A 23,972-nucleotide genomic window follows, 5' to 3' on the forward strand; every position below is an offset into this window, starting at 1 on the left:
CGTCAAAATGAGTCAAGGCGGATCGCATCGGGCGCGCGCACGGCGTCGTGATGCGAAGGTTGGAGCGGCGCCGCGATGTCGGGATCGCCGCCCGCCGAACGTCTTCAAGGCGCCGAGAGGGCGCGAACGAAAGGGAGAAGAGACCATGGCCAGACACGAAGGCGGCTGTCAGTGCGGGCGGGTGCGTTATGCGGTGGACGTCGAGTTGGACGGCCTGATCACCTGCAACTGCTCGCGCTGCGCGAAGCTGGGCTCGGTGCTGGCCTTCGCGCCCGCGGCGGCTTTCGAGCTGAAGCAGGGCGACGACGCCCTGACCGAGTACCGCTTCAACACCCACAAGATCTCGCACCTGTTCTGCGAGACCTGCGGCATCCAGTCGTTCGGGCGCGGCGTCGCGCCGGACGGGTCCGAGATCGCGGCGATCAACGTCCGCTGCCTGGACGACGTCGACGTCTTCGCCCTGAAGCCGCATCCGTTCGACGGCAAGTCGATGTAGCGGCCTACCAGGCCTCGGCGCGGCAGTTGGGCAGGCGGGCGCGGCTGAGGCGGCGATAGGCGGCCTTGCCGCAGCCGACGATCATCGGCGCGTCGGCCCCGCGCAGCAGCGGCAGGTCGTCCAGGCTGTCGGTGTAGGCGTAGGCCCAGCGCTTGCCGTGGCCGGCTTCCGCCAGGGCCTGGCACTTGCGCTGGTTGCGGCAGTGGACGTCGGCCACCCAGCCGCCGGCCCGATGCTTCAGCGAGGTGCCCAGCACCACGATGGGCCGGTCCAGCGGGTCGATCAGGGCCTGGGCCAGCACGGTGGGGGCGGCGGTGACCACCACCACCTCGTCGCCGTGGGCCAGGTGCTCGTCCAGGGTCGCCATCCCCGGTCCGCGCCAGCGCAGCGGCAGGGCCTTGTCCCGGAAGCGGTCGGCGAAGTCGGCGCAGGATTCCCGCAGCTCGCGCTCGTTGAGGCCCGCCGTGGCGATCCACAGCAGGATCGAGGCGCCGGCCCGGCGCGTGCGCGGCGCGACGACCATCGGGATGGCGACCGGCGCGACCAGCAGGGTGGCGAGTAGACGGGGAACGGAGCGGCGAACCCGGCCCCACAGCCACAACGCCGTGGAATCGCCGTCCAACAAGGTGCCGTCGAGATCGAAGACCGCGAGCATGGCCTTCTCCTAGCGTCCGAACCTGTCAGCCGTGTGTCACGCCTGTGGGCGGGATGTGGCGGCCTGTGGATAAAACGCGGCAGGCGGCCCTTCGGCTCACGCGTCGACAAAGGCTTGGCGATGCCGCGCGATGTAAGTCGGATTTGGTCGGAGACTTGGATTCTCGGGCAGATGAATGCGATCCATCTGGCTAGCAAACAGGCTCCGCAGTTCACTCGGCACTTTATTGTGCGAGACCAGCAGCCTGTAGTCATCGGTAAGCGAAATCAGGTGACGGTCGAACAACCAGTGAACTGTACCTGACAGGGCGATACCGTTTCGCACGGTGTCAGGACCGCCGTCGGCGACTGGCCAGATATGCGCGGCTTGGACTTCCGAGCGGCCGCCGCCATTGATGATACGCAAGCCGGTCACGGCGCACCGGTCGTCATATGCTTCGCAGACTTGCCGTCGGAAGTTTGCGTCTCGAATTTTTCGATTGATCAGGATCGCCTCGACTCGTCGGGCCTGCTCGGCTGGCGGGGCGTCGAACACGAACGTCTCACCCAACTCATGAAAGCCACCGGGGACTCCGAAGCGGCGCGCATTCGATGGCTCTAGAGTTTCGCTCAATCCCGCCAGGACAATCGCAGCGAAATCAGCATCTTCCAGCGGCCGCATGGCTCGTCCCTGGACGCCCGCGCCAACCCGATTGGCGTCCTCGATCGCACGCAGCGGGGCTTCCCAATACCCCTCGGATCCGGCGAAGGGCACTGGAGCGTCGAAGGGGAGGTAGTCTCCTAACATTGCATAGGCGTGGTCTGGACGCGCAGGATCGGGCCTGACCCCCAGGACGCGTGCGACAGCTACGTAGGCTCTGCGACCCCGGTTGCGCTGGGGTTCTCTCAAGACGACCCAATCGCCCTGAGCCGCGAGCGCGGCGGCCATGTAGTTACTGCGCGCTGGGAAATGATAGCGATGAGGAAGCTCGTCATCGTAACCGGAGTTCGGCTTCGTATCGAAGACAGCCTTCACGAGCATTCCCTTGGTCGAGTGCTGCTAGCAATGGACCGCTCGCAGCTTGACCGGTCAAGGGCACGTTATCGCGTCTAAGGGCTTGCTTTCTGGTCCGTTCACGCCTATTTGCGCGGCCATTCCACACGTGGACGTGCGGCGACGCCGGGGAGACATCCCGTCGTTACCGTTCCGGTCCCGGTCCGAATCGTTCGGAGCGGGGGTGTCCACGGAGGTTCAACCGGAAGAAGGAGACCTATCATGGCGCTTCCCGAATTCTCCATGCGTCAGCTCTTGGAAGCTGGCGCCCACTTCGGCCACCAGACGCACCGCTGGAACCCGAAGATGGACCGCTACATCTTTGGTTCGCGTTCGAACATCCACATCATCGACCTGTCGCAGTCGATCCCGCTCCTGCACCAGGCCCTGGTGAAGGTGCGCGAGGTCGCCGCCGCCGGCGGTCGCGTGCTGTTCGTCGGCACCAAGCGCCAGGCCAGCGACCCGGTCGCCACGGCCGCCAAGCGCTGCGCCCAGTACTACGTCAACCACCGCTGGCTCGGCGGCACCCTGACCAACTGGCGCACCGTCTCGGGCTCGATCTCGCGTCTGCGCGAGCTGGAAGGCGTCCTGGCCGGCGAAGGCCAAGGCCGTTCCAAGAAGGAACTGCTGCAGCTGACCCGCGAGCGCGACAAGCTGGAACTGTCGCTGGGCGGCATCAAGGACATGGGCGGCATCCCCGACATCATGTTCGTGATCGACACCAACAAGGAAGCGATCGCGATCCTCGAAGCCCGCAAGCTGAACATCCCGGTCGTCGCCATCCTCGACACCAACTGCGATCCGGACGGCATCACCTATCCGATCCCGGGTAACGACGACGCCGCCCGTGCCCTGCAGCTGTACTGCGACCTAGTCGCCGACGCCGTCCTGGACGGCCTGGCCGCCGGCCAAGCCGCCTCGGGCGTCGACCTGGGCGCTTCGGTGGCCCCCGTCGAGCCGACCCTGGCTCGCGAGCTGACCCCGGAGCCGGTGGCTGAAGCCGCCGCCGCCCCGGAAGCCGCTCAAGAAGCGACCGCCGAGGCGATCGAAGCCGTCGCCGAAGAGCCGGCCGCGAGCTGATTTTCCGACCACCGCGCCGGGACTTCGGTTTCGGCGCGGTCGTTGTGACCCTGTCATGCGACCGAGCTATCAAGCTCGGTCGCTAAACGTTTGAATCTGGAGGATTTCATGGCTGAGATCACGGCAGCGCTGGTGAAAGAACTGCGCGAAAAGTCCGGCGTCGGCATGATGGACTGCAAGAAGGCCCTGCAAGAAAACGGCGGCGACATCGACGCCTCCATCGACTGGCTGCGCGCCAAGGGCCTGTCCAAGGCCGCCAAGAAGGCCGACCGCGTCGCGGCCGAAGGCCTGGTCGGCATCGCCGTCCGCAACGACGGCGCCGGCATGACCGCCGCCGCGGTGGAAGTGAACGCCGAAACCGACTTCCTGGGCCGTAACGACCTGTTCCAGAACGCCGTCCGCAAGATCGCGGCCGTCGGCCTGGACAACGACGGCGTGGACGCCATCAACGCGGCCAAGACCGCCGACGGCGACGTCGTGTCGGAAGTGCTGACCAACCTGATCGCCACCATCGGCGAGAACATGGTCCTGCGCCGTTCGGCCAAGTTCGCCGTCTCGCAAGGCGCTGTGTCGTCGTACATCCACAACGCGACCGCTCCGGACCTGGGCCGCATCGGCGTGCTCGTGGCCATCGAAGGCGCCGGCGACCAGGCCAAGATCCTGGAGCTGGGCCGCAAGATCGCCATGCACGTGGCCGCGACCGCCCCGCTGTCGCTGTCGTCGGACGACCTGGACCAGGCCGCCATCGAGAAAGAGCGCCAGATCTTCACCGAGCAGGCGCTGGAGTCGGGCAAGCCCGCCGCCGTCGTCGAGAAGATGGTCGAAGGCCGCATCCGCAAGTTCCTGGAAGAAGTCGTGCTGCTGAAGCAGGCCTTCGTCATGAACCCGGACCAGACCGTCGAGCAGCTGGTCGCCGAGACCGGCAAGGAACTGGGCTCGCCGCTCACCGTGAAGGGCTTCGTCCGCCTGGCCCTGGGTGAAGGCGTGGAGAAGGCTCCGGAAGGCGATTTCGCCGCCGAAGTCGCCGCCATGGCCGGCCAAGCCTAAGTCTCTTCCGCCGCCTTCCGGGGCGGCGGACAGGACCGCCTATGAAAAGGCGCGGCGCGCATAGAGCGCGCGCCGCGCCTTTTTTGCGCCCGGGTCGCGCTTCTGCACGCGATCTGGCCGGTATCAGCCCGGAAAACCGATCCCACTTTTCCGGAACGCGCACTATGTTGCGTCCCGACGACTCAGGAAGAGCCTCCGCATGTCCGAACCTCAGCACAGACCCTATCGCCGCGTGCTTCTGAAGGTTTCGGGCGAGGTGCTGATGGGCGACACGCCCTACGGCATCGACACCAAGACCGTCGAATCGGTGGCCGAGGACATCCGCGAGATCGTCCAGTCCGGCGTCGAGCTGTGCCTGGTCATCGGCGGCGGCAACATCTTCCGCGGCATGGCCGGCGCGGCCAAGGGCATGGAACGCTCCAGCGCCGACTACATGGGCATGCTGGCCACCGTGATGAACGCCCTGGCCATGCAGGACGCCCTGGAGCGCATCGGCGTCTCCACCCGCGTCCAGTCGGCCATCCCGATGGCCACGGTCTGCGAGCCCTACATCCGCCGCCGGGCCCAGCGTCACCTGGAAAAGGGCCGGGTGGTGATCTTCGCCGCCGGCACCGGCAACCCGTTCTTCACCACCGACACCGCCGCGGCCCTGCGCGCCGCCGAGATGCAGTGCGACGCCCTGTTCAAGGGCACCAGCGTCGACGGCATCTACAGCGCCGACCCCAAGAAGGACCCGGCCGCCAAGCGCTACGACACGCTCAGCTACATGGACGTCCTGGCCAAGGACCTGCGGGTCATGGACGCCTCGGCCGTGGCCCTGATGCGCGACAACGACATCCCCATCGTGGTCTTCTCCATCAAGGGACGCGGCAACCTGCTGAACGTCCTGAAGGGGCAGGGAACGCACACCGTCGTTTCCGGCGACCGCGCCGCTTAATTTCCCAGCGAAGAGAGCCCAAGCCATGGCCACCGCCGAAAAACCCGTCCTGTCCCGCTACAAGGACCGCATGGACAAGTCCGTCGCCGCGCTGAAGGAAGAGTTCGGCTCCCTGCGCACCGGCCGCGCCTCCGCCAGCCTGCTGGACCAGGTGATGGTCGACGCCTACGGCTCGACGACCCCGCTGAACGCGGTGGCCTCGATCAGCGTGCCCGAGCCGCGCCAGATCAACGTCAACGTCTGGGACCGCGGCGTCGTCGTCTCGGTCGAGAAGGCGATCCGCAACGCCGGCCTGGGTCTGAACCCGGTCGTCGAGGGCCAGAACCTGCGTATCCCGATCCCGCCGCTGACCGAGGAGCGCCGCAAGGAGCTGGTCAAGGTGGCCGGCAAGTACGCCGAGCAGCAGAAGGTGGCCGTCCGCAACATCCGTCGCGACGCCAACGACGACCTCAAGAAGGCTGAAAAGGCTTCCGTCATCAGCGAAGACGAGCTGAAGAAGATGGAGACCGAGGTCCAGAAGTTGACCGATGCGGCGATCAAGCAGGTCGACGAGGCCTTGAAAACCAAAGAACAAGAGATCATGCAGGTTTAGCATCGACCTGCGTTGTGGGGGGCGATGAGGGAAGGCTGAAGCGCATGGCGCCGACGACCGGCCTGCAGAATGTCTCGACGCGCGCCGGGGGCGCCAAGTCGGGCCAGTCTCTGCATGTGGCCATCATCATGGACGGCAACGGCCGTTGGGCGAAGCGGCGCAACCTGCCGCGCGTCCTGGGCCATCGCGCCGGCGTCAACGCCCTGAAGCGGACCGTCGAAGGCGCCGCGGCCCTGGGCGTGGGCGTGATGACGGTGTTCGGCTTCTCCACCGAGAACTGGAGCCGCCCGCCGCAGGAGGTGTCGGAGCTGATGGGCCTGCTCAAGGCCTATCTGGAGTCCGATATCGACCGCCTGGCGCGCGAAGGCGTGAAGGTGCGGATCATCGGTCGCCGCACCGGCCTGGCGACCGACGTCCTGGCCGTGATCGACCGGGCCGAGAGCCGCACCGCCCACAACAGCGACTTCCTGCTGCAGGTGGCCTTCAACTACGGCGGTCGCGCCGACATCGCCGACGCCGCGCGGGCCTTCGCCCTGGCCGTGGAGCGCGGCGAGGCCCGGGCCGAGGACCTGGACGAGGCCCTTTTCGAGCGGCATCTGTCCACCGCCGGCGCCCCGGCGCCGGATCTCATCGTGCGCACCAGCGGCGAGCAGCGGATCTCGAATTTCCTGCTTTGGGAGTGCGCCTACGCCGAACTCGTGTATCAGGACGTTCTTTGGCCGGACTATGGGCCCGAACACCTGGCCGCCGCGTTGACGGAATATCGCAGCCGCGACCGTCGCTATGGAGGTATCGCCGTCGATGACGTCGCCGTCGCCGGCTAAACGTTTCAACTGGAGCAACCTGCGGATCCGTGTCGCCTCGGCCACGGTGCTGGTGCCCACGGTCGTGGCCGCCGTGTGGTTCGGGAACGTCTGGTTCCTGGCCCTGATCCTGGTCGGCGTGGCGCTGCTCGCCCGCGAGTGGGCCGAGATGAGCGCTCGGCGCTCGGCGCTGGGCGTGGCGGTGGCCATCGGCGCGGCCGTGACGATCTCGGTGATCGTCGCCTATCTGGGCCACTACTACATCACCTGGCCCGTGGTGATCATCGGGGCCCTGGCCGCGGCCCTGATGGCGCGCGGCGCCCTGGAGCGCCGGGCCGATGCGGCCTACGGCGTGATCTACATCGCCCCCGCGGTCATCGCGATGATCTGGCTGCGCCGCATGGACGCCGGCCTCAGCTGGACCCTGCTGCTGTTCACGGTCACCTGGTTCGCCGACATCTTCGCCTACGTCACCGGCAGCCTCCTGAAGGGCCCCAAGCTGTGGCCGCGCTATTCGCCCAACAAGACCTGGTCGGGCTTCTTCGGCGGGCTGGTCGCCGCCTCGCTGGGCGCAGTCGGGATCGTGGCCCTGTCCCGGGTCCTGCCGGCCTTGCAGGACCTGCACCTGGCCTGGCCCGTGGCCGCCTTGATCGGCCTGCTGGGCGGCCTGGCCACCATGACCGGCGACCTCTGGGAATCGATGCTCAAGCGCCGGTTCGGCGTGAAGGACTCCGGCGACCTGATCCCCGGCCACGGCGGCATGCTGGACCGCGTCGACGGCCTGATGTTCGCGGCGATCGTGGTCGCCGCGGCCCGGCTGCTGGACCAGTGGGGATGGCTGCCTTGACCGCCCATCGCGAGGCCGCGGCCCGCAAGGTCGTGGTGCTGGGCTCGACAGGCTCGATCGGCGTGTCGACCCTGGACCTGTTCGAGCAGGCTGGCGTCGCCGTCGAGATCCTGGCTCTGACGGCCGGCCGCAATGTCGGCAAGCTGGCCGAGCAGGCCCTGCGCTGGAAGCCCCAGGTGGCGGTCATCGACGACGAGACCTGCCTGCCGGAGCTGCGCGAGCGTCTGGCCGGCTCCGGCGTGCGGGCCGCGGCCGGCCCGGCCGCCGTCTCCGAGGCCGCCGCCATGGGCGCGGACTGGGTGATGTCGGCCATCGTCGGCGCGGCCGGCCTGGCGCCCACCCTGGCGGCCGCCCGCACCGGCGCGGTCATCGCCCTGGCCAACAAGGAGAGCCTGGTCTGCGCCGGTCCGGCCCTGCTGGCCATCGCCCGGGCGGCCGGCGGTTCGGTGATTCCCGTCGATTCCGAGCACTCGGCGATCTTCCAGGTGCTGCAGCGCGATTGTATCGACCAGGTATCGCGTCTGATCCTGACGGCCTCCGGCGGACCCTTCCGGACCTGGGACAAGGCCGCCATGGCCAAGGCCACGCCGGAGCAGGCGGTGGCCCATCCCAACTGGTCGATGGGCGCCAAGATTTCGGTCGATTCCGCGACGATGATGAACAAGGGCCTCGAGATGATCGAGGCGTCGTACCTGTTCGAGACCCCGCAAGAGCGCATCGACGTCGTGATCCATCCGCAGTCCGTGATCCACAGCCTGGTCGAATATGCCGACGGCTCGACCCTGGCCCAGCTGGGCCCGCCGGACATGCGCAGCCCGATCTCCTGCGCCTTCTCCTGGCCCCAGCGCCTGTCCTGGCCGGCCAAGCCCCTGGACCTGGCCGCCTACGCCCAGCTGACCTTCGAGGCGCCGGACCTGGACCGCTTCCCGTCGATCGCCATCGCCCGCGAGGCCCTGCGCCTGGGCGGCGGCGCGCCCGCCGCGATGAACGCCGCCAACGAGGTGGCCGTCGCGGCCTTCCTTGACCGCCGGATAGGCTTTCTGGATATTGCCGGCGCGGTGGCGGGGACACTTGAGCGCATGAACGGCCTAGGCGAGCTTGCCGACAGCACAGGCGACGCCCTCGACAGCGCGATGATGACCGACGCTTCGGCCCGCCGCATTGCGGCCGAGGTTGTCGGCCAGAAGCGTATCTAGAGACGGATCGGGGAGTTAGGCGCCACCTTATGAGCGGTATTCTGTTAGGCCTCGTCGCGTTCGTGTTCGTGCTGTCCGTGGTCGTGACAGTGCACGAGCTCGGCCACTTCCTGGCCGCGCGGGCCTGCGGCGTGGCGATCGACTGCTTCTCGATCGGCTTTGGTCCCCAGATCATCTCTTGGCGCGACAAGACCGGGGTCGAATGGCGGATCGCCTGGATCCCGCTGGGCGGCTACGTGCGGTTCTCGGGCGACGACAACGCCGCCAGCGTGCCCGACGGCGGCGACCTGGCCATTCTGAAGGCCGAGATCGCCGCGCGTGAAGGCGAGACGGCCGTTTCTCGCTACTACCATTTCAAGCCGGTGTGGCAGCGTGCGTTCATCGCCGTGGCCGGGCCGATGGCGAATTTCCTGCTGGCGATCACCGTCTTCGCCGTGATTCTGGCGACCCTGGGCGAGTATCGTCATCCGGCGACGGTCGATCGGGTCCCGGCGGGCGGCGCGGCCGCGGTGGCCGGCTTCAAGCCCGGCGATCTGATCACCAAGGCCGACGGTCGCAGGATCAAGAACTTCGAGGACGTCGGCCGCTACGTCATGTTGCGCTCGGGCCTGCCCATCGATTTCACGGTGAAGCGCGGTGATCAGACCCTGAACCTGGTGGCCACCCCCGTCCAGGTCGAGATCAAGGACAAGATCAACGGCCGCGCCAAGATCGGCCGCCTGGGCATCGAGAACCTCAGCCGCCCCTACCACTACCGCTCGAGCATCTGGCGCGCCGTTCCCGACGCCACGGTCGAGGTCTGGGACCAGGTCAGCACGATCGGCTTCTATCTGGGCCGCCTGGTGACGGGCCAGATCTCGGCCGACCAGATCAGCGGCGTGATCGGCATCGGCCACGCCGTCGGCGCGGTGGCCCAGGCCTCCACGGCCAACGCGCCCGACCTCAAGACGCTGTTGCTGGGCTTCTTCGTCGGCCAGATGCTGATGGTGGCCACCCTTTCGGTCAGCATCGGCTTCATGAACCTGCTGCCCATCCCGGTCCTCGATGGCGGCCACCTGCTGATGTACGCCTACGAAGCGATCGCCCGCCGGCCGCTGCAGGCCAAGTTCCAGGCGGCCGGCTTCAGAGCGGGGCTTGCCTTGATCCTCGGTTTCATGCTGTTCGCGGCGTGGAACGACCTTCACCGCTACGACGTGTTCAAATTCATTGGCGGCCTGTTCTCGTGACCTGTTCTCGCGAACCCGGCCGTCCGTCCATGATTGGTCCCATGAGCAAAATCCGCGCCCATAGCGCCGCGTTCGCCACCGGCGTTGCGCTCCTCCTCGGTTCCACGGCGCTGACCGCGCCGCAGGCCGCCTTCGCCCAGGCCCAGACGACGGGCGTGGTCCAGCGCATCGTGGTGCAGGGCAACGAGCGGATCGAGCAGGGGACCGTGCTGTCCTACCTGCCCATCCAGCCGGGCGAGACGGTCGATCCCCAGCGCCTCGACCTGGCGCTGAAGACCCTGGCGCGCACCGACCTGTTCGCCGACGTGAAGATCGAGCTGCAGGGCGGCGACCTGATCGTGAAGGTCGTCGAGAACCCGATCATCAACCAGGTGGTCTTCGAGGGAAACTCGGCGCTCAAGGAAGACAAGCTGAAGGATGAGGTGCAGATCCGTCCGCGCGGCATCTTCACCCGCGCCAAGGTGCAGGCCGACGTCCAGCGCATCATCGAACTGTACCGCCGTTCGGGCCGCATCTCGGCCACGGTGACGCCGAAGGTGGTCGAGCTGCCGCAGAAGCGCGTCGACCTGGTGTTCGAGATCAACGAAGGCCCCAAGAGCGGCGTCCTGGGCGTCAACTTCCTGGGCAACCAGGAGTTCTCGGACAACGACCTGAAGGACGTCATCGTCACCAAGGAGTCGCACTGGTACAAGTTCCTGACCAGCAACGACAACTACGACCCCGACCGGATCGAATACGACCGCGAGCAGCTGCGTAAGTTCTATCGCAACCGCGGCTACTTCGACTTCCGCGTGGTGGCGACGGTCGCCGAACTGGCCACCGACAAGAACGGCTTCGCGGTCACCTACACGATCGACGAAGGCCCCAAGTACAAGTTCGGCAAGATCACCGTCGAAACCGAGCTGAAGAAGCTGAACGGCGACCTGCTGGCCCAGATCCTGCCGGTCCGCACGGGCCAGCTGTACGAAGACGACAAGATCGAGCAGGCCACCGACGCCCTGACCTTCGCGGCGGGCGCCGCCGGCTTCGCCTTCGTGGACGTGCGTCCGCGCTACGTGCCCAACCACGAGACCAACACCGTGGACGTGGTGTTCTCGGTGCGTGAAGGCCCGCGCGTCTACGTCGACCGAATCGACATCGTCGGCAACACCCGCACGCTGGACTACGTCGTGCGCCGCGAGCTGGAGGTCGCCGAGGGCGACGCCTACAACCGCGTCCTGGTCGACCGCTCCAAGAACAACGTCCGCGCCCTGGGCTTCTTCAAGGACGTCAACATCGAGGAAGTGCCCGGCGCCCAGCCCGACCGCACGACCCTGCGGGTCAAGACCGAAGAGCAGCCGACGGGCGAACTGTCGTTCAGCGCCGGCTACAGCTCGGTCGACAAGCTGGTGCTGGACGTCGGCATCACCGAGCGGAACTTCCGCGGCCGCGGCCAGAACCTGCGGGCCCGCGTCTCGGTCGGTTCGCTGCGTCAGCAGATCGACTTCGGCTTCACCGAGCCGCGCTTCCTGGGCCGCGACCTGCGCGCGGGCTTGGACCTGTATTCGTACCGCTACGACCTGAGCGACTACGCCGCGTACGACACCGAGTCGACCGGCGGCACGCTGCGCGTGGGCTTCCCGCTGACGCAGAACGCTTCGATGAGCCTGCGCTACCAGCTTCGTCAGGACAAGGTGAGCGTGGAGGACAGCCTCTGCACCAGCGGCTCGGTCTCCGACATCCTCTGCCTGCAGCGCGGTTCGTACATCACCTCGCTGTTCGGCTACAACCTGCGGATGGACAAGCGGAACGATCCGATCCAGCCGACCCGCGGCTGGTTCGCCGACCTGAGCCAGGACCTGGCCGGGTTCGGCGGCGACGTGAAGTACCTGAAGACCGAGACCGACGCCGGTTGGTACTGGGGCTTCAACAAGGACTTCATCTTCAGCGCCACCGGGTCGGCGGGCTATATCGAAGGTTGGGGCGGCGACAACATCCGCATCAACGACCGCTTCTACAAAGGCGGCTCGACCTTCCGCGGCTTCGAGATCGCGGGTATCGGCCCGCGCGACACGACGACGCAGAGCAGCGCCCTGGGCGCCAAGCTGTATGCGATCGGCACGTTCGAATTGACGGTTCCGACCTTCCTGCCCGAGCAGTACGGCATCAAGGCCGCGGTGTTCTCCGACTTCGGTACGGCGGGCCAGCTGGACGACATCGATCGTCTGAACTCGGACGGCACCATCAACCAGAACATCAAGGACGGCCTGGGCCTTCGCGCCTCGGCGGGCTTGAGCATCGACTGGAAGTCGCCCATGGGCCCCATCCGGTTCGATTTCAGCCACATTCTCGCTAAAGAAGACTACGACAGAACCGAAACCTTCCGGTTCTCCACCTCCACAAGGTTCTAACCAACATGACCTCCAAGTTCCTCGCCGCGACCGTTTCGGGTCTGGCCGCTCTCGCCACGGCGTCGGGCGCTTTCGCCCAAGCCGCGCCGCCCGCCGCCGCGGCCGCCCCGGCCGTGACCCACGGAGCCCCGATCGCCGGCGTCTGCATCTTCTCGAGCCAGCGCGCCGTGGCGACCTCGCAGGTCGGCAAGGCGGTCGACGCGCGCCTGAAGACCATCATCGCCCAGGTCAACGCCGAGCTGACGGCCGAGCGCACCAGCCTGGACAACGACGCCAAGGCCCTGGACGCCAAGAAGGCCACCCTGGACCAGAGCGCCCTGGAGCAACAGGCCGCCGCCCTGCAGGTGCGCGCCAACGCCTGGCAGCGTAAGGGCCAGCTGCGCCAGCGCGAAGTCGAGGCCACCGAGCAGAAGCAACTGGCTCGCGTCTATCAGGAACTGGACCCGGCCATCCGCCAGGCCTATCAAGCCAAGAGCTGCGCGATCCTGATCGAGCGGGAATCGGTCCTGCTGGGCAATCCGGCCATGGACATCACCGACTCCGTCGTGGCCGCGGTCGACGCCCGCATCAAGACCCTGACCTTCGATCGCGAACGTCTGGACCAAGCGGCTCCGGGGGCTCAAGCTCTCCAGCCGACGACTCCCAAGAAGTAGTCGAGTCGGCCTGGGCGTGTCGCCCGGGCCGCTCCCGAGAGGACCGATGCCGGACCCGCGCTTTTTCGAAGACCTGGGTCCGGCGACCCTCACGGAACTGGCCAGCCTGAGCGGCGCTCGGCTGGCCGATCCCGCCCACGGGAACCACCAGGTCTCGCACGTCGCGCCGCTCGAGAGCGCTGACGCCGGGTCCGTCACCTTCCTGTCCGATCCCAAGCGCCTGGCCGACCTGGCCGGCCTGAAGAGCGCGGCCTGCTTCCTGAAGCCCGAACACGCCGCCCAGGCTCCGGCCGGCGGCCTGTTGCTGCTGACCAGCCATCCGCAAGCCGCGTGGGCCGCCGCCGCCCAGAGGCTGCATGCGCCCCGGCGCCACGACGGCGCGCAGCACGTCCATCCCGACAGCGAGCTGGAGGAGGGCGTCGTCCTGTCCCCGGGCGTCGTCGTTGGGCAGGGCGCCAGGATCGGCCGCAACACCTATCTGGCGCCCGGCGTGGTGATCGGGCCGGGCGTGGCCGTGGGCCGCGACTGCCGGATCGGCGCCAATGCCGTCATCGGCTTCGCCCTGGTCGGCGACCGGGTGTCGATCCATGCCGGGGCGGTGATCGGCGAGGCCGGATTCGGCGCGGCCGGCGGCCCCAAGGGCGTCGTCGACCTGCCGCAGCTGGGCCGGGTGATCCTGCAGGACGGCGTGACGATCGGGGCCAACAGCACCGTGGACCGCGGCGCGTTCGGCGATACGACCATCGGCGAGAACACCAAGATCGACAATCTCGTCCATGTCGCTCACAACGTCCGGCTCGGTCGCAACTGCGTCGCCGCCGCCTTCACGGGCATTTCCGGCAGCACGACGGTGGGCGACGGAGTCGCGTTCGGCGGCAAGGCCGGCGTGGCCGATCACCTGACGGTCGGCGCGGGCGCCCAGATCGGCGCCGCGGCGTCGGTCTTCAAGGACGTCCCGGCCGGCGAAACATGGACTGGGTTTCCCGCGCGACCGCTCAAGCGGTGGCTGCGGGAGACCGCGTGGCTGTCGCGCAAGGCGGGCGGCCGGGAACCAAGGGGCTAGAATGAGCCGATCCAAGACCACCGAGCCCGCTGAGGTTTCGTCCATCGACATCGCCGAGATCCTGAGCCGGATCCCGCACCGCTATCCGTTCCTGCTGGTGGATCGCGCCGAGGACTATCGTCCGCACCAGTCGATCGTAGGCATCAAGTGCGTGACGATCAACGAGCCGTTCTTCCAGGGCCACTTCCCGGGCAATCCGGTGATGCCCGGCGTGTTGATCATCGAGGCCCTGGCCCAGACGGGCGCGGTGCTGATGAGCAAGTCGCTCGAGGTCGACACCGAGGGCAAGACGATCTTCTTCATGTCGGTCGACAACGCCCGCTTCCGCAATCCCGTGCGCCCGGGCGACGTGATCCGCATGGAAGTCGAGGTGCTGCGCGCCCGCTCCAGCATCTTCAAGTTCAAGGGCGTGGCCAAGGTCGGCGACAAGGTCGCGGCCGAGGTCGAGTTCGCGGCCATGGTGGTGGAGACTCCCAAGGCATGACCCAGGTCCATCCGTCCGCCATCGTCGATCCCGCCGCCAAGCTGGCGGACGACGTCGTCATCGGGCCGTTCTGCATCGTCGGCCCGGACGTGACCCTGGGCGCGCGGGTGCGTCTGCTGTCGCACGTGGTGGTCGACGGCGTCACCACCATCGGCGAGGACACCGAGGTCCACGCCTTCTCGTCCCTGGGCGGTCCGCCCCAGCACCTGGGCTACAAGGGCGAACGCACCGAGCTGGTCATCGGCCCGCGCAACATCATCCGCGAACAGGTGACGATGAACACCGGCACGGCCTCGGGCCGTGGCGTGACCACCATCGGCGCCGACGGCTTCTTCATGGCCGAGGCGCACGTGGCCCACGACTGCATCGTCGGCGACAACGTGGTCCTGGCCAAGGGCGCGACCCTGGGCGGCCATGTCGATGTCGGCAACTTCGTGTTCGTGGGCGGCCTGGCGGCCATCCACCAGTTCTCGCGCGTGGGCCGCTACAGCTTCATCGGCGGCCTGGCGGCGGTGACCAAGGACGTCATCCCCTACGGTTCGGTGTGGGGCAACCACGCCCACCTGGAGGGGCTGAACCTGGTGGGCCTCAAGCGCCGGGGCTTCAGCCGCGAGGCGATCAACGCCCTGCGCGCCGCCTACCGCCTGCTGTTCGCCGACGAAGGCACCTTTCAGGAACGCCTGGACGACGTGGCCGAGGCCCATGCCGGCACGCCCGAGGTAATGGAGATCGTCGAGTTCATCCGCGCCGACGGCAATCGGCCGCTGTGCCTGCCGGAACGCGAGGTCTAGGGAGGGGCCATGCGCAAGCTTGGTCTGATCGCTGGAGGCGGCTCCCTGCCGGTGGAGCTGGCCGCCCACTGCGAGGCGGCCGGCCGGCCGTTCGCGGTGATGCGCCTGAAGTCGTTCGCCCTGCCGGTCCTGGCCCAGTATCCCGGCGTCGAGGTCGGGCTGGGCGAGTTCGGCAAGGCGTTCAAGGCGCTGCGGGAAGAGGGCTGCGAGGCCGTCTGTTTCGCGGGCGTCGTCGATCGTCCCGACTTCGCGACCCTCAAGCCCGACCTGCGCGGCCTGGCGGTGATCCCGGGCCTGGTCAACGCCGCCCGCAAGGGCGACGACGCCCTGCTGCGCCGCGTGCTGGCCGAGTTCGAGAAGGAAGGCTTCGTCATCGAGGGCGCCCACGAGGTGCGCGGCGAGATGACCCTGCCGCGCGGTCCCCTGGGCAAGCACGTCCCCAAGGACGGCCACATCGCCGACATGGACCGCGCCCTGCACGTGGCGCGCGCCATCGGGGCTCTCGACGTGGGGCAGGGCGCCGTGGTCTGCGACGGCCTGGTCCTGGCCGTCGAGGCCCAGGAGGGGACCGACGCCATGCTGCGGCGGGTCGCCGACCTGCCCCAGGCCGTCCGGGGCAACCCCGAGGCCCCGCGCGGCGTGCTGGCCAAGGCGCCCAAGCCGATCCAGGAGACCAAGGTCGACCTGCCCACCATCGGCGTGGCCACCGTGCAGCGCGCGGCCCGCGCCGGCCTGGCCGGCGTGGTCGGCGAGGCCGGACGCCTGCTGATCGTCGACCGCGAGCAGGTCATCGCCTGCGCCGACGACCTGGGCCTGTTCGTGTACGGGGTCGAGCCCCGCGCCGACGCATGAGCGCCGAAAGCCTCCCGCAGTCCGGACCGCTGACCGTGATGCTGGTGGCGGCCGAGGCCTCGGGCGACGCCCTGGGCGCCAGGCTGGCCCACGTGCTGCGCGACCGCCTGGGCGGCGACAAGGTGCGCTTCGTCGGCGTCGGCGGGGCCAAGATGGCGGCCGAGGGGGTGGAGAGCCCCTTCGACATCGCCCAGCTGTCGATCCTGGGCATCTTCGAGAGCCTCAAGGCCTATCCCCGCGCCATGGCGCGGCTGAAGGACACCCTGGCCCTGGCGGCCCGCGAGAAGCCCGACGTGGCGGTGCTGATCGACAGCTGGGGCTTCAACATCCGCCTGGCCAAGGCGCTGCGGAAGCAGGACCCCGGCCTGCCGCTGGTCAAGTACGTCGCCCCCCAGGTGTGGGCCTATCGCGCCGAGCGCGCCAAGGACCTGGCGACGGCGGTGGACCTGCTGCTGTCGATCCAGCCGATGGACAAGCCGTTCTTCGACGCGGTCGACCTGCCCAGCGTCTTCGTCGGCAATTCGGCCCTGGCCCACGACTTCAGCCACGCCGACCCGGCCCGGCTGCGCGCCGCGATCGGCGCGGGTCCGGGCGACCCGATCCTGCTGGTGCTGCCCGGCAGCCGCCCGTCCGAGATCCAGCGGGTCATGCCGCGCTTCGAGGACGCCGTGCAGCGCCTGAAGGCCCAGCGGCCCGACCTGCACGTCGTCGTGCCCGCCGCCTCGACCGTGGCCGACAGCGTCAAGGCCCGGGTCGCGGCCTGGCCGTTCCGGGCCCATGTGATCGAGGACGAGGCGCTGAAGGACGACGCCATGGCGGCCGGCACGGTCGCCCTGGCCTGCAGCGGCACGGTGACCACCGAGCTGGCCCTGGCCGGCTGTCCGGTGGTGGTCGGCTACGTGACCGGCGCGATCACCTACAGCCTGCTCAAGACGATGTTCAAGCCGCGCTGGGTGACCCTGTTCAACATCGCCGCCCAGGACACGGTCGCGCCCGAGCTTCTACAGGGGGATTGCACCGGCCAGGCCCTGGCCGCCGAGGTCGCCAGGCGGCTGGACGATCCGGCGCTGCGCGCGGCCCAGGTCGCCGCCCAGGACGCCGCCCTGGTCAAGATGGGACGCGGCATGCCCGATCCCTCCGAGGCGGCCGCTTCGGCCCTCCTGGACTTCCTGAGGGCGCGCGGAAGGGCCGTCTAGGCGTCGCCAGGGGCGGAGCCTCCGCCGCCAGGCTCGCCGCCTGCTCCAGGGCCGTGAACAGGGCCACCACGTCGATCGGCTTGGCCACGTGGTCGTCGAAGCCCTCGGCCAGCAGGGCGTCGACCTGGTGGCTCATGGCGTTGGCGGTCAGGGCGATGATCGGCGTCCGCGCGCGGCCCTCGACGGCCTCCAGGCGGCGGATCTCGTGGACAGCGGCGACGCCGTCCATCACCGGCATGTGGACGTCCATCAGCACCAGGTCCCAGCCGCCGTCGCGCCAGGTCTCGAGGGCCTGGGCGCCGTTGGCGACCACCTGGGGGGCGATGCCGGCCTGGCCCAGGATCGCCTTGAGCACCAGCTGGTTGACGTGGTTGTCCTCGGCCGCCAGCACCCGCAGCGGCGCACGCGGCGCGGCCTCGGGCGCGATGACGATCCGGGGCTCGGCGGCGGGCAGGGGGCTCAGGCGGTCGGCCGGCAGGCGGACGGTGAAGGTCGAGCCGAAGTCGACCGCGCTGGACACGACGATCTCGCCGCCCATCAGCACGCAGAGGTCGCGGCAGATGGCCAGGCCCAGGCCGGTGCCGCCGTAGCGGCGGGTGCTGGAGGCATCCAGCTGGCTGAACTTGCCGAACAGGCGGTCGATGTCGCGGGGCGCCACGCCGACGCCGGTGTCGGCCACGGCGAGCTCCAGCCAGTCGCCCGTGACCCGCGCCGACAGGTCGATCGCCCCGGTGTGGGTGAACTTGGCGGCGTTGGACAGCAGGTTGCCGATCACCTGGCGCAGCCGCAGCGGATCGCCGCGATAGAGGCCCTGGGCCTCCGGGGCGATGCTCAGGGTGTAGGCCAGGCCCTTCTGCCCGGCCAGGACCGAGAAGGCGTCGTGGCAGCCGACCAGCAGCTCGGGCAGGTCGAAGGCCACCGCCTCGACCTCCAGGCGGCCGGCCTCGATCTTCGACAGGTCCAGCACGTCGTTGAGGATCGCCGTCAGCCCCTCGCCGGACTTGCGGACGATGTCGAGCCGCTCGCGCTGGGCGTCGCTCATCGTCTCGGCCTGCATGACCTGGATCATGCCCAGTATGCCGTTCAGGGGCGTGCGGATCTCGTGGCTCATGGTGGCCAGGAAGGTGGTCTTGGCGGCGTTGGCGGCGGCGGCCTCGGCCTCCTTCTCGCGGGCGGCGGTCAGGGCCTGGACCAGGTCGCGCTGGGTGGCCGCGCGATGCAGGGCGGCCAGCAGCACATAGGCCAGGAAGGCGAGCGCGGCGATGAAGGCGACGGCCGACTGGCCGCCGGTCTCGCCGACGGCGGGCCGCGCCAGGGCCAGGCCGGCGGTCAGCAGCACCGCCAGCAGCGAGGCCGCGCCGATGCGGCGCGAGATCGGGAATTCGGCGGTGCTGCTCAGGGCCACCGCGCCCAGCATGGCCGCGCCGGCCACGGCGGAGGCCCGGCCGCCCTCGACGGCCATGGCCAGGGGCAACAGGCCGTAGACGCCGGTGTAGACGAAGGTGACGGCGGCGTAGAGCCACTCCTGGCCCGGGCTGGGCTCGGCCGTGCGGTCGACCCACAGGCCCATCAGCTGGTTGCCGGCCATGAACAGGGCGACAGCCGCCAGCCAGGCCGCGACCCAGCGCGGGTCCAGCCAGGCGATCGACCCGGCGGCCGCCAGCAGCGTCATGGGCAGGATGGTCTTCAGGTCACGGCGTCGATGGGCCGTGATGTCCGTCCAGGCCAGGGATGGGGCGGCGCGCGTCAAGCCCGAACTCCAAATCAGGGGCGCACTGTCGGCGCGCGGCGTTAGCAAAGCCTTTAAGACGCGCTTCACGGCTCTCGACTAGGTTGGAAGCTCCGGCGGCCCTCTCGCCGCCGGCCGGAGACCTGGCGTGACGATCTTCTCGGTCGCCCCTCTGTCGTCCCTGACGCCGTCGAATCCCGTGAACCGGGCCGACCAGGCGGCCGACGCGCTCGCCCGCATCGCCGTGATCCAGACGGTCGAGACCCTGGGCGCGATGATCGACCAGTCCAACTCCCAGTCCCAGGGCGATCTGGCCAACCTGGCCAAGAACGCGGTGGGCGAGGGCGAGGCCAATTTGGCCCGGGTGGTCGACGCCAAGGGCGTCGCCGTCGGTCCCGAGGTCCAGGCCGAGACCCCCGCCCGCGCCGTGGCCGCCGCCGCCGGCCGGGCCGCCGCCCGCCAGGCGGGCCTGGCGCCCCTGATGGCCGACATGGCCCAGGCCGCCGCCGAACCCGACACCCCGCGCCAGGTCAAGGCCGCCATCGCCCAGGTCATGGCCCTGAGCGCCCGCCTGGACGGCCAAATCAGCGGTCCCGAGATCCGCCAGGCCCTGCAGCGCTCCGGCCTGTTCCTGGAGGCCCGCCTGGCGGCCGGCGACCAGGCCCAGCGCCGGCAGCCCCTCACCGTCAGCGCCCCGCCCAAGACCGTCCCGACGCCCACGCCCAACAGCGACATGAAGGCCGCGCTGCTGGTCTTCCGCGAAGTGGTCAAGACCTGGGCCGAGGGCCTGCCGCCGATGTCGGCCCAGGCCGGGGCCGCGCCGAACGCGATGACAGGCGCCGCGCCGGACCCAGCCGCCGCCCAGGCCGCCGCCTCGGCCCAGCTGGCCAGCCGGGGTACGCCCCAGGCCCTGGCCGCTTCGGTCTCGACGCCGGCCGATCCGTCGGTCGAGGCGGTCGCCGCCGAGCCGGAGGCCGCGGTCCAGGCTTCGCCGACCGACGACGGCGCGCCGCCGCCCGCTCGGCCCGTCGTCAACGCGCCTTGGCAGGCGGTCCGCCCGACGCCGGCACCTCCGCCGCCCCTGCCGGCCTTCGGCGCGATCGTCGCCGAGGACTTCCCGCCGACGCCCCTCGACGCGCCGCGCGCCGCCTCGGCGGCGGTCCTGGCCTATGGCGGACCCGAGGCCGCCCCGGCCCCGCCGTCCCAGACCCCGCCGCCCTACGCCGGGGCGCCGACCCACGCCCAGGCCGCCGCCCAGCCGGGCCTGCCCGCCGGAGCGGGGCCGCACGCCGTCGCCCAGCGCCTGCTGGCCGAGAGCGGCGCGGCCCTGGCCCGCACCGAGCTGCTGCAGATCGCCTCGCTGCCCGAGCCGCCGCCCGCCGGCCGTCCCGCCGAGGCGCAGGGCGCGCGGTGGGTGTTCGACATGCCGTTCATGACCCCTCAGGGGCCGGCCGCCGCCCAGTTCGAGATCAGCCGCGACGGCGGCGGCGGCGCGGGCGGGGAGGGCGGTCCCGCCCTGGGCCGCACCTGGCGCGCCCGCTTCTCGCTGGACGTCGAGCCGATGGGCCCCGTCCACGCCCAGGTGGCCCTGACCGGCGACCGCGCCCGCGTGTCGCTGTGGGCTGAACGTCCCGCCGCCATGGCCCGCCTGCGCACCGGCGAGGAACGCCTCAACAGCGCGCTCCGCGAGGCCGCCCTGGAACCCGAGGTCGCCTTCCACACCGGCCAGCCGCGCGCCTCCGCCGCCGCGCCGGGCCAGTTCCTGGATCAAGCCACATGAAGGGGGCCACATGACCGGCCCCGTCCGCGCCGCCGGGCCGCGCATCGCTGTCGCCCTGCGCTACGAAGAACCCAACGCCCCGCGCGTGGTCGCCACCGGCCGCGGCTGGGTGGGCGACAAGATCATCGAGACCGCCCGCGAGCACGGCGTGCCGATCGAGGAGAACCCGGCCCTGGCCCAGGCCCTGTCGACCATCGAGATGGACGAGGAGATCCCCGAGGCCCTCTACGTGGCCGTGGCCGAAATCCTGGGCTTCATCCTGCGCTCGGCCGAGGGGCGCTAAAGAAAAAGGCCCCGCTTTCGCGAGGCCTTTTCCGTCTTCAGCGATCGTGCGCGGCTCAGCCGCGCTTTTCGACCGGCACGTAGTCGCGCTGGGTGGCGCCCGTGTACAGCTGACGCGGACGGCCGATCTTGCGCGAGGGGTCCTCGAACATTTCCTTCCACTGGCTGATCCAGCCGACGGTGCGAGCCAGGGCGAACAGCACGGTGAACATGTTGGTCGGGAAGCCCATCGCGCGCAGGGTGATGCCCGAATAGAAGTCGATGTTCGGGTACAGCTTGCGGTCGATGAAGTACTGGTCGCTGAGCGCGACCTTCTCCAGCTCCATGGCCACTTGCAGCAGCGGGTCGTTGATGCCCAGCTGCTCCAGAACCTCGTAGCAGGTCTTCTGCATGACCTTGGCGCGCGGGTCGAAGTTCTTGTACACGCGGTGGCCGAAGCCCATCAGCTTGTACTTGCGGTCCTTCACGCCCTGCACGTAGGCGGGGATGTTCTCGACCGAGCCGATCTCTTCCAGCATCTCCAGGGCTTCCTGGTTGGCGCCGCCGTGCGACGGGCCCCAGAGGCAGGCGATGCCGGCGGCGATGCAGGCGAACGGGTGGGCGCCCGACGAGCCGGCCAGGCGGACGGTCGAGGTCGAGGCGTTCTGCTCGTGGTCGGCGTGCAGGATGAAGATGCGGTCCATGGCGCGGGTCAGGACGGGGTTGGGGACCCAGTCCTCGGCAGGCACCGAGAAGCACATGCGCAGGAAGTTTTCCGAGTACGACAGCTCGTTGCGCGGCGTCACGAACGGACGGCCCTGCGAGTACTGGAAGGCGCGCGCGGCGATGGTCGGCATCTTGGCGATCAGGCGATGGGCGCTGATCTCGCGTTGCTTGGGATCATCGACGTTCAGGCTGTCGGCGTAGAAGGCCGACAGGGCGCCGACCGCGCCGGTCATCACGGCCATCGGGTGGGCGTCGCGGCGGAAGCCCTGGAAGAAGCTGTCGAACTGGGCGTGCAGCATCGTGTGGTAGGTGATGTTGCGTTCGAACTTGGTGAATTCGTCGGCCGTCGGCAGTTCGCCGTTCAGCAGCAGGTGGCAGACCTCGAGGAACGAGGACTTCTCGGCCAGCTGGTCGATCGGATAGCCGCGGTGCAGCAAAACGCCGGCGTCGCCGTCGATATAGGTGATCTTGCTTTCGCAGGACGCGGTCGAAGTGAAGCCCGGATCGAAGGTGAAGTGGTCGGACTCGCCGTACAGCTTGCGCACGTCCAGGACGTCCGGACCCGTGCTGCCCTTGAGGATCGGCAGGTCGTAGTTCTTGTCGCCGATCGTCAGCGTGGCTTTGTCGGTCATGCGAGAGACCCCTTCAATAGTGGAACGGTCAGTCCAGTTTTCGATTTCGCGGTTGCGTTATAGCGCCTCATGCGCGCGACGCCAGGGCGTCGTCAAGTCGCCCCAGAGACTCGTCGCGACCGAGGGCCGCCATGATCTTGTTCAGGTCGGGCGCCTGGGAGCCGCCCGTGAGGATTCCGCGCAGCGACGGGCCGAACTTGCCAAAGCCCACGCCCTCGGATTCCGCGAAGGATTTCAACAGGGTTTCCAGTTCCGACACGCCCCAGACCGGCGCGGCGCCCAGCTGGGCGCGCAGGCGGGTCAGCCGCTCGACGGTCTCGTCGGTCAGCTGCTTGACGGTCTTCTCCTCCAGCGCCAGCGGGCGCACCTTGAGGGCGAACTCGCAGTGGTCGGCCAACTCCAGGATGGTCTTGGCGCCTTCCTTGACCTGCGGCACCACGGCCAGCAGGCGCGCGGAGACGTCGGCCGGCTGGTCGCCGCCGCGGGCCTGCAGGGCCTTGAGGGTCAGGTCGGCCAGGCGGGCGTCGTCGGCCACGCGCAGGTGCTGGCCGTTGATGAAGTTCAGCTTGGCCCAGTCCAGGCGGGCGGGGGCCTTGACCACGTCCTTGATGTCGAACCAGCTGATCGCCTGTTCGTCGGTGAAGACCTCGTCGTCGCCGTGGCCCCAGCCCAGGCGGGCCAGGTAGTTGCGCATGCCCTCGGGGATGTAGCCCATGTCGGCGAACTCGCCGACGGCCTGGGCGCCGTGGCGCTTGCTGAGCTTGGCGCCGTCCGGGCCGTGGATCAGCGGGATGTGGCCGAAGGCCGGCACGTCCCAGCCCATCGCCTGGTAGATCAGGGTCTGGCGGGCGGCGTTGTTCAGGTGGTCGTCGCCCCGGATCACGTGGGTGACGCCCATGTCGTGGTCGTCGACCACCACGGCCAGGTTGTAGGTCGGCGCGCCGTCGTTGCGCAGCAGGACCAGGTCGTCCAGCTCGATGTTGCGGAAGGTCACCGGACCCTTGACCTGGTCGTCGACCACGGTCTCGCCGTCCAGCGGACCCTTGAAGCGGATCACGTGGGGCAGGGTGGGGTCGTTCGGCGGCGGGGCGTCGCGCCAGGGCGAGCGGATGGCCTTGCCTTCGGCGCGGGCCTTCTCGCGGGCGGCCTCCAGCTCCTCGACGGTCATCCAGCAGCGATAGGCGCAGCCGGCCTCCAGCATCTGCTGGACGACCTCGCGGTGGCGGTCGGCGCGGCTGTACTGGAAGATCACCGGCTCGTCGGACTTCAGGCCCAGCCAGTCCAGCCCCTCGAAGATCGCGGCGACGGCGGCGTCGGTCGAACGCTCGCGATCGGTGTCCTCGACGCGAACAAGGAACTTTCCACCCGTATGGCGTGCATATAACCAGTTGAACAGCGCCGTGCGCGCGCCGCCGATGTGCAGGAAGCCGGTCGGCGACGGGGCGAAGCGGGTGACGACGCCCGAAACGGGCGAGGGGGGATTGGTCATCGGGATCAAGGCTGA

23 protein-coding genes are annotated in these 23,972 nt (G+C 69.2%); 18 read left to right on the forward strand and 5 right to left on the reverse strand.

From position 1 onward, the window contains the following. Positions 1–145: 145 nt before the first annotated feature. The gene (locus tag BR39_RS0114860; protein ID WP_029913352.1) at positions 146–496 is read left to right on the forward strand and encodes a GFA family protein; all 351 of its coding nucleotides are present in this window, start codon (positions 146–148) and stop codon (positions 494–496) included. A gap of 4 nt (positions 497–500) precedes the next feature. Here BR39_RS0114860 and BR39_RS0114865 read toward each other — a convergent pair whose 3' ends face one another. Both BR39_RS0114865 and BR39_RS26200 read right to left on the reverse strand, forming a co-directional pair. Beyond that, a complete protein-coding gene (locus BR39_RS0114865) occupies positions 501–1,151 on the reverse strand; it encodes a haloacid dehalogenase-like hydrolase (RefSeq protein WP_029913353.1) in 651 nt (216 codons plus the stop codon). Positions 1,152–1,247: 96 nt separating this feature from the next. Further along, on the reverse strand, positions 1,248–2,165 hold the full coding sequence (locus BR39_RS26200; protein ID WP_081916829.1) for an HNH endonuclease: 918 nt from the start codon (positions 2,163–2,165) through the stop codon (positions 1,248–1,250). A gap of 240 nt (positions 2,166–2,405) precedes the next feature. Between BR39_RS26200 and rpsB the strand changes: the two genes are divergently transcribed. From rpsB to lpxB, 15 genes are all read left to right on the forward strand, one after another. Next, entirely contained in the window at positions 2,406–3,263 is an 858-nt protein-coding gene (gene rpsB / locus BR39_RS0114870) for a 30S ribosomal protein S2 (RefSeq protein ID WP_029913355.1), read from the forward strand. A gap of 108 nt (positions 3,264–3,371) precedes the next feature. Beyond that, a complete protein-coding gene (tsf, locus tag BR39_RS0114875) occupies positions 3,372–4,310 on the forward strand; it encodes a translation elongation factor Ts (protein ID WP_029913357.1) in 939 nt (312 codons plus the stop codon). A 199-nt stretch (positions 4,311–4,509) separates the two neighbouring features. Next, on the forward strand, positions 4,510–5,247 hold the full coding sequence (gene pyrH / locus BR39_RS0114880) for a UMP kinase (protein ID WP_029913360.1): 738 nt from the start codon (positions 4,510–4,512) through the stop codon (positions 5,245–5,247). A 25-nt stretch (positions 5,248–5,272) separates the two neighbouring features. Then, positions 5,273–5,839, forward strand: coding sequence for a ribosome recycling factor (frr, locus tag BR39_RS0114885; protein ID WP_029913362.1), 567 nt, complete (start codon positions 5,273–5,275; stop codon positions 5,837–5,839). Between the two features lie 44 nt (positions 5,840–5,883). Next, the gene (gene uppS, locus BR39_RS0114890; RefSeq protein WP_029913364.1) at positions 5,884–6,663 is read left to right on the forward strand and encodes a polyprenyl diphosphate synthase; all 780 of its coding nucleotides are present in this window, start codon (positions 5,884–5,886) and stop codon (positions 6,661–6,663) included. Further along, on the forward strand, positions 6,641–7,489 hold the full coding sequence (locus BR39_RS0114895) for a phosphatidate cytidylyltransferase (RefSeq protein ID WP_029913365.1): 849 nt from the start codon (positions 6,641–6,643) through the stop codon (positions 7,487–7,489). The genes uppS and BR39_RS0114895 overlap by 23 nt, the downstream gene beginning before the upstream one ends. Then, entirely contained in the window at positions 7,477–8,685 is a 1,209-nt protein-coding gene (locus BR39_RS0114900) for a 1-deoxy-D-xylulose-5-phosphate reductoisomerase (protein ID WP_029913367.1), read from the forward strand. Before BR39_RS0114895 ends, BR39_RS0114900 begins: the two co-directional genes overlap by 13 nt. A gap of 29 nt (positions 8,686–8,714) precedes the next feature. Continuing rightward, positions 8,715–9,911: an RIP metalloprotease gene (locus BR39_RS0114905; protein WP_029913369.1), complete on the forward strand. Its 1,197-nt coding sequence runs from the start codon at positions 8,715–8,717 to the stop codon at positions 9,909–9,911. A 29-nt stretch (positions 9,912–9,940) separates the two neighbouring features. Next, complete coding sequence (gene bamA / locus BR39_RS0114910) at positions 9,941–12,301, forward strand: outer membrane protein assembly factor BamA (RefSeq protein WP_029913371.1); 2,361 nt, start codon at positions 9,941–9,943, stop codon at positions 12,299–12,301. Between the two features lie 5 nt (positions 12,302–12,306). Beyond that, complete coding sequence (locus tag BR39_RS0114915) at positions 12,307–12,954, forward strand: OmpH family outer membrane protein (RefSeq protein WP_029913373.1); 648 nt, start codon at positions 12,307–12,309, stop codon at positions 12,952–12,954. A gap of 46 nt (positions 12,955–13,000) precedes the next feature. Next, the gene (gene lpxD / locus BR39_RS0114920; RefSeq protein WP_029913375.1) at positions 13,001–14,017 is read left to right on the forward strand and encodes a UDP-3-O-(3-hydroxymyristoyl)glucosamine N-acyltransferase; all 1,017 of its coding nucleotides are present in this window, start codon (positions 13,001–13,003) and stop codon (positions 14,015–14,017) included. Between the two features lies 1 nt (position 14,018). Beyond that, positions 14,019–14,501, forward strand: a complete 483-nt coding sequence (fabZ, locus tag BR39_RS0114925) for a 3-hydroxyacyl-ACP dehydratase FabZ (protein ID WP_029913376.1) — start codon at positions 14,019–14,021, stop codon at positions 14,499–14,501. Further along, positions 14,498–15,292 carry an acyl-ACP--UDP-N-acetylglucosamine O-acyltransferase gene (lpxA, locus tag BR39_RS0114930; protein WP_029913377.1) on the forward strand — a complete coding sequence of 265 codons (795 nt, stop codon included), beginning with the start codon at positions 14,498–14,500 and terminating at the stop codon, positions 15,290–15,292. Before fabZ ends, lpxA begins: the two co-directional genes overlap by 4 nt. A gap of 9 nt (positions 15,293–15,301) precedes the next feature. Further along, positions 15,302–16,144 carry an LpxI family protein gene (locus BR39_RS0114935; RefSeq protein WP_029913378.1) on the forward strand — a complete coding sequence of 281 codons (843 nt, stop codon included), beginning with the start codon at positions 15,302–15,304 and terminating at the stop codon, positions 16,142–16,144. Continuing rightward, the gene (gene lpxB, locus BR39_RS0114940; RefSeq protein WP_029913379.1) at positions 16,141–17,340 is read left to right on the forward strand and encodes a lipid-A-disaccharide synthase; all 1,200 of its coding nucleotides are present in this window, start codon (positions 16,141–16,143) and stop codon (positions 17,338–17,340) included. The genes BR39_RS0114935 and lpxB overlap by 4 nt, the downstream gene beginning before the upstream one ends. On the opposite strand, the gene BR39_RS25380 is transcribed toward lpxB, so the two are convergent. Further along, a complete protein-coding gene (locus tag BR39_RS25380; protein ID WP_081916815.1) occupies positions 17,252–19,090 on the reverse strand; it encodes an ATP-binding protein in 1,839 nt (612 codons plus the stop codon). The genes lpxB and BR39_RS25380 overlap by 89 nt on opposite strands. Before the next feature lie 127 nt (positions 19,091–19,217). Between BR39_RS25380 and BR39_RS0114950 the strand changes: the two genes are divergently transcribed. Together BR39_RS0114950 and BR39_RS0114955 are read left to right on the forward strand one after the other, a co-directional pair. Further along, positions 19,218–20,849 (forward strand): flagellar hook-length control protein FliK, encoded by a 1,632-nt coding sequence (locus tag BR39_RS0114950; protein ID WP_051695732.1) that lies wholly within the window; start codon positions 19,218–19,220, stop codon positions 20,847–20,849. Between the two features lie 10 nt (positions 20,850–20,859). Continuing rightward, on the forward strand, positions 20,860–21,132 hold the full coding sequence (locus tag BR39_RS0114955) for an EscU/YscU/HrcU family type III secretion system export apparatus switch protein (RefSeq protein ID WP_029913383.1): 273 nt from the start codon (positions 20,860–20,862) through the stop codon (positions 21,130–21,132). 55 nt (positions 21,133–21,187) lie between these two features. On the opposite strand, the gene gltA is transcribed toward BR39_RS0114955, so the two are convergent. Both gltA and gltX read right to left on the reverse strand, forming a co-directional pair. Next, a complete protein-coding gene (gene gltA, locus BR39_RS0114960; RefSeq protein ID WP_029913386.1) occupies positions 21,188–22,468 on the reverse strand; it encodes a citrate synthase in 1,281 nt (426 codons plus the stop codon). Positions 22,469–22,535: 67 nt separating this feature from the next. Continuing rightward, positions 22,536–23,957: a glutamate--tRNA ligase gene (gene gltX, locus BR39_RS0114965; RefSeq protein ID WP_029913392.1), complete on the reverse strand. Its 1,422-nt coding sequence runs from the start codon at positions 23,955–23,957 to the stop codon at positions 22,536–22,538. Between the last annotated feature and the right edge of the window lie 15 nt (positions 23,958–23,972).

It is taken from the genome of Caulobacter sp. UNC358MFTsu5.1 (genome assembly GCF_000712075.1).
In the GTDB taxonomy this organism is placed as follows: domain Bacteria; phylum Pseudomonadota; class Alphaproteobacteria; order Caulobacterales; family Caulobacteraceae; genus Caulobacter.

Bases quoted from the DNA above. Each gene is read 5' to 3' on its own strand.
- BR39_RS0114860 (WP_029913352.1), top strand. From the start codon at position 146: ATGGCCAGACACGAAGGCGGCTGTCAGTGCGGGCGGGTGCGTTATGCG.
- BR39_RS0114865 (WP_029913353.1), bottom strand. From the start codon at position 1,151: ATGCTCGCGGTCTTCGATCTCGACGGCACCTTGTTGGACGGCGATTCC.
- rpsB (WP_029913355.1), top strand. From the start codon at position 2,406: ATGGCGCTTCCCGAATTCTCCATGCGTCAGCTCTTGGAAGCTGGCGCC.
- tsf (WP_029913357.1), top strand. From the start codon at position 3,372: ATGGCTGAGATCACGGCAGCGCTGGTGAAAGAACTGCGCGAAAAGTCC.
- pyrH (WP_029913360.1), top strand. From the start codon at position 4,510: ATGTCCGAACCTCAGCACAGACCCTATCGCCGCGTGCTTCTGAAGGTT.
- frr (WP_029913362.1), top strand. From the start codon at position 5,273: ATGGCCACCGCCGAAAAACCCGTCCTGTCCCGCTACAAGGACCGCATG.
- uppS (WP_029913364.1), top strand. From the start codon at position 5,884: ATGGCGCCGACGACCGGCCTGCAGAATGTCTCGACGCGCGCCGGGGGC.
- BR39_RS0114895 (WP_029913365.1), top strand. From the start codon at position 6,641: ATGACGTCGCCGTCGCCGGCTAAACGTTTCAACTGGAGCAACCTGCGG.
- BR39_RS0114900 (WP_029913367.1), top strand. From the start codon at position 7,477: ATGGCTGCCTTGACCGCCCATCGCGAGGCCGCGGCCCGCAAGGTCGTG.
- BR39_RS0114905 (WP_029913369.1), top strand. From the start codon at position 8,715: ATGAGCGGTATTCTGTTAGGCCTCGTCGCGTTCGTGTTCGTGCTGTCC.
- bamA (WP_029913371.1), top strand. From the start codon at position 9,941: ATGATTGGTCCCATGAGCAAAATCCGCGCCCATAGCGCCGCGTTCGCC.
- BR39_RS0114915 (WP_029913373.1), top strand. From the start codon at position 12,307: ATGACCTCCAAGTTCCTCGCCGCGACCGTTTCGGGTCTGGCCGCTCTC.
- lpxD (WP_029913375.1), top strand. From the start codon at position 13,001: ATGCCGGACCCGCGCTTTTTCGAAGACCTGGGTCCGGCGACCCTCACG.
- fabZ (WP_029913376.1), top strand. From the start codon at position 14,019: ATGAGCCGATCCAAGACCACCGAGCCCGCTGAGGTTTCGTCCATCGAC.
- lpxA (WP_029913377.1), top strand. From the start codon at position 14,498: ATGACCCAGGTCCATCCGTCCGCCATCGTCGATCCCGCCGCCAAGCTG.
- BR39_RS0114935 (WP_029913378.1), top strand. From the start codon at position 15,302: ATGCGCAAGCTTGGTCTGATCGCTGGAGGCGGCTCCCTGCCGGTGGAG.
- lpxB (WP_029913379.1), top strand. From the start codon at position 16,141: ATGAGCGCCGAAAGCCTCCCGCAGTCCGGACCGCTGACCGTGATGCTG.
- BR39_RS0114955 (WP_029913383.1), top strand. From the start codon at position 20,860: ATGACCGGCCCCGTCCGCGCCGCCGGGCCGCGCATCGCTGTCGCCCTG.
- gltA (WP_029913386.1), bottom strand. From the start codon at position 22,468: ATGACCGACAAAGCCACGCTGACGATCGGCGACAAGAACTACGACCTG.
- gltX (WP_029913392.1), bottom strand. From the start codon at position 23,957: ATGACCAATCCCCCCTCGCCCGTTTCGGGCGTCGTCACCCGCTTCGCC.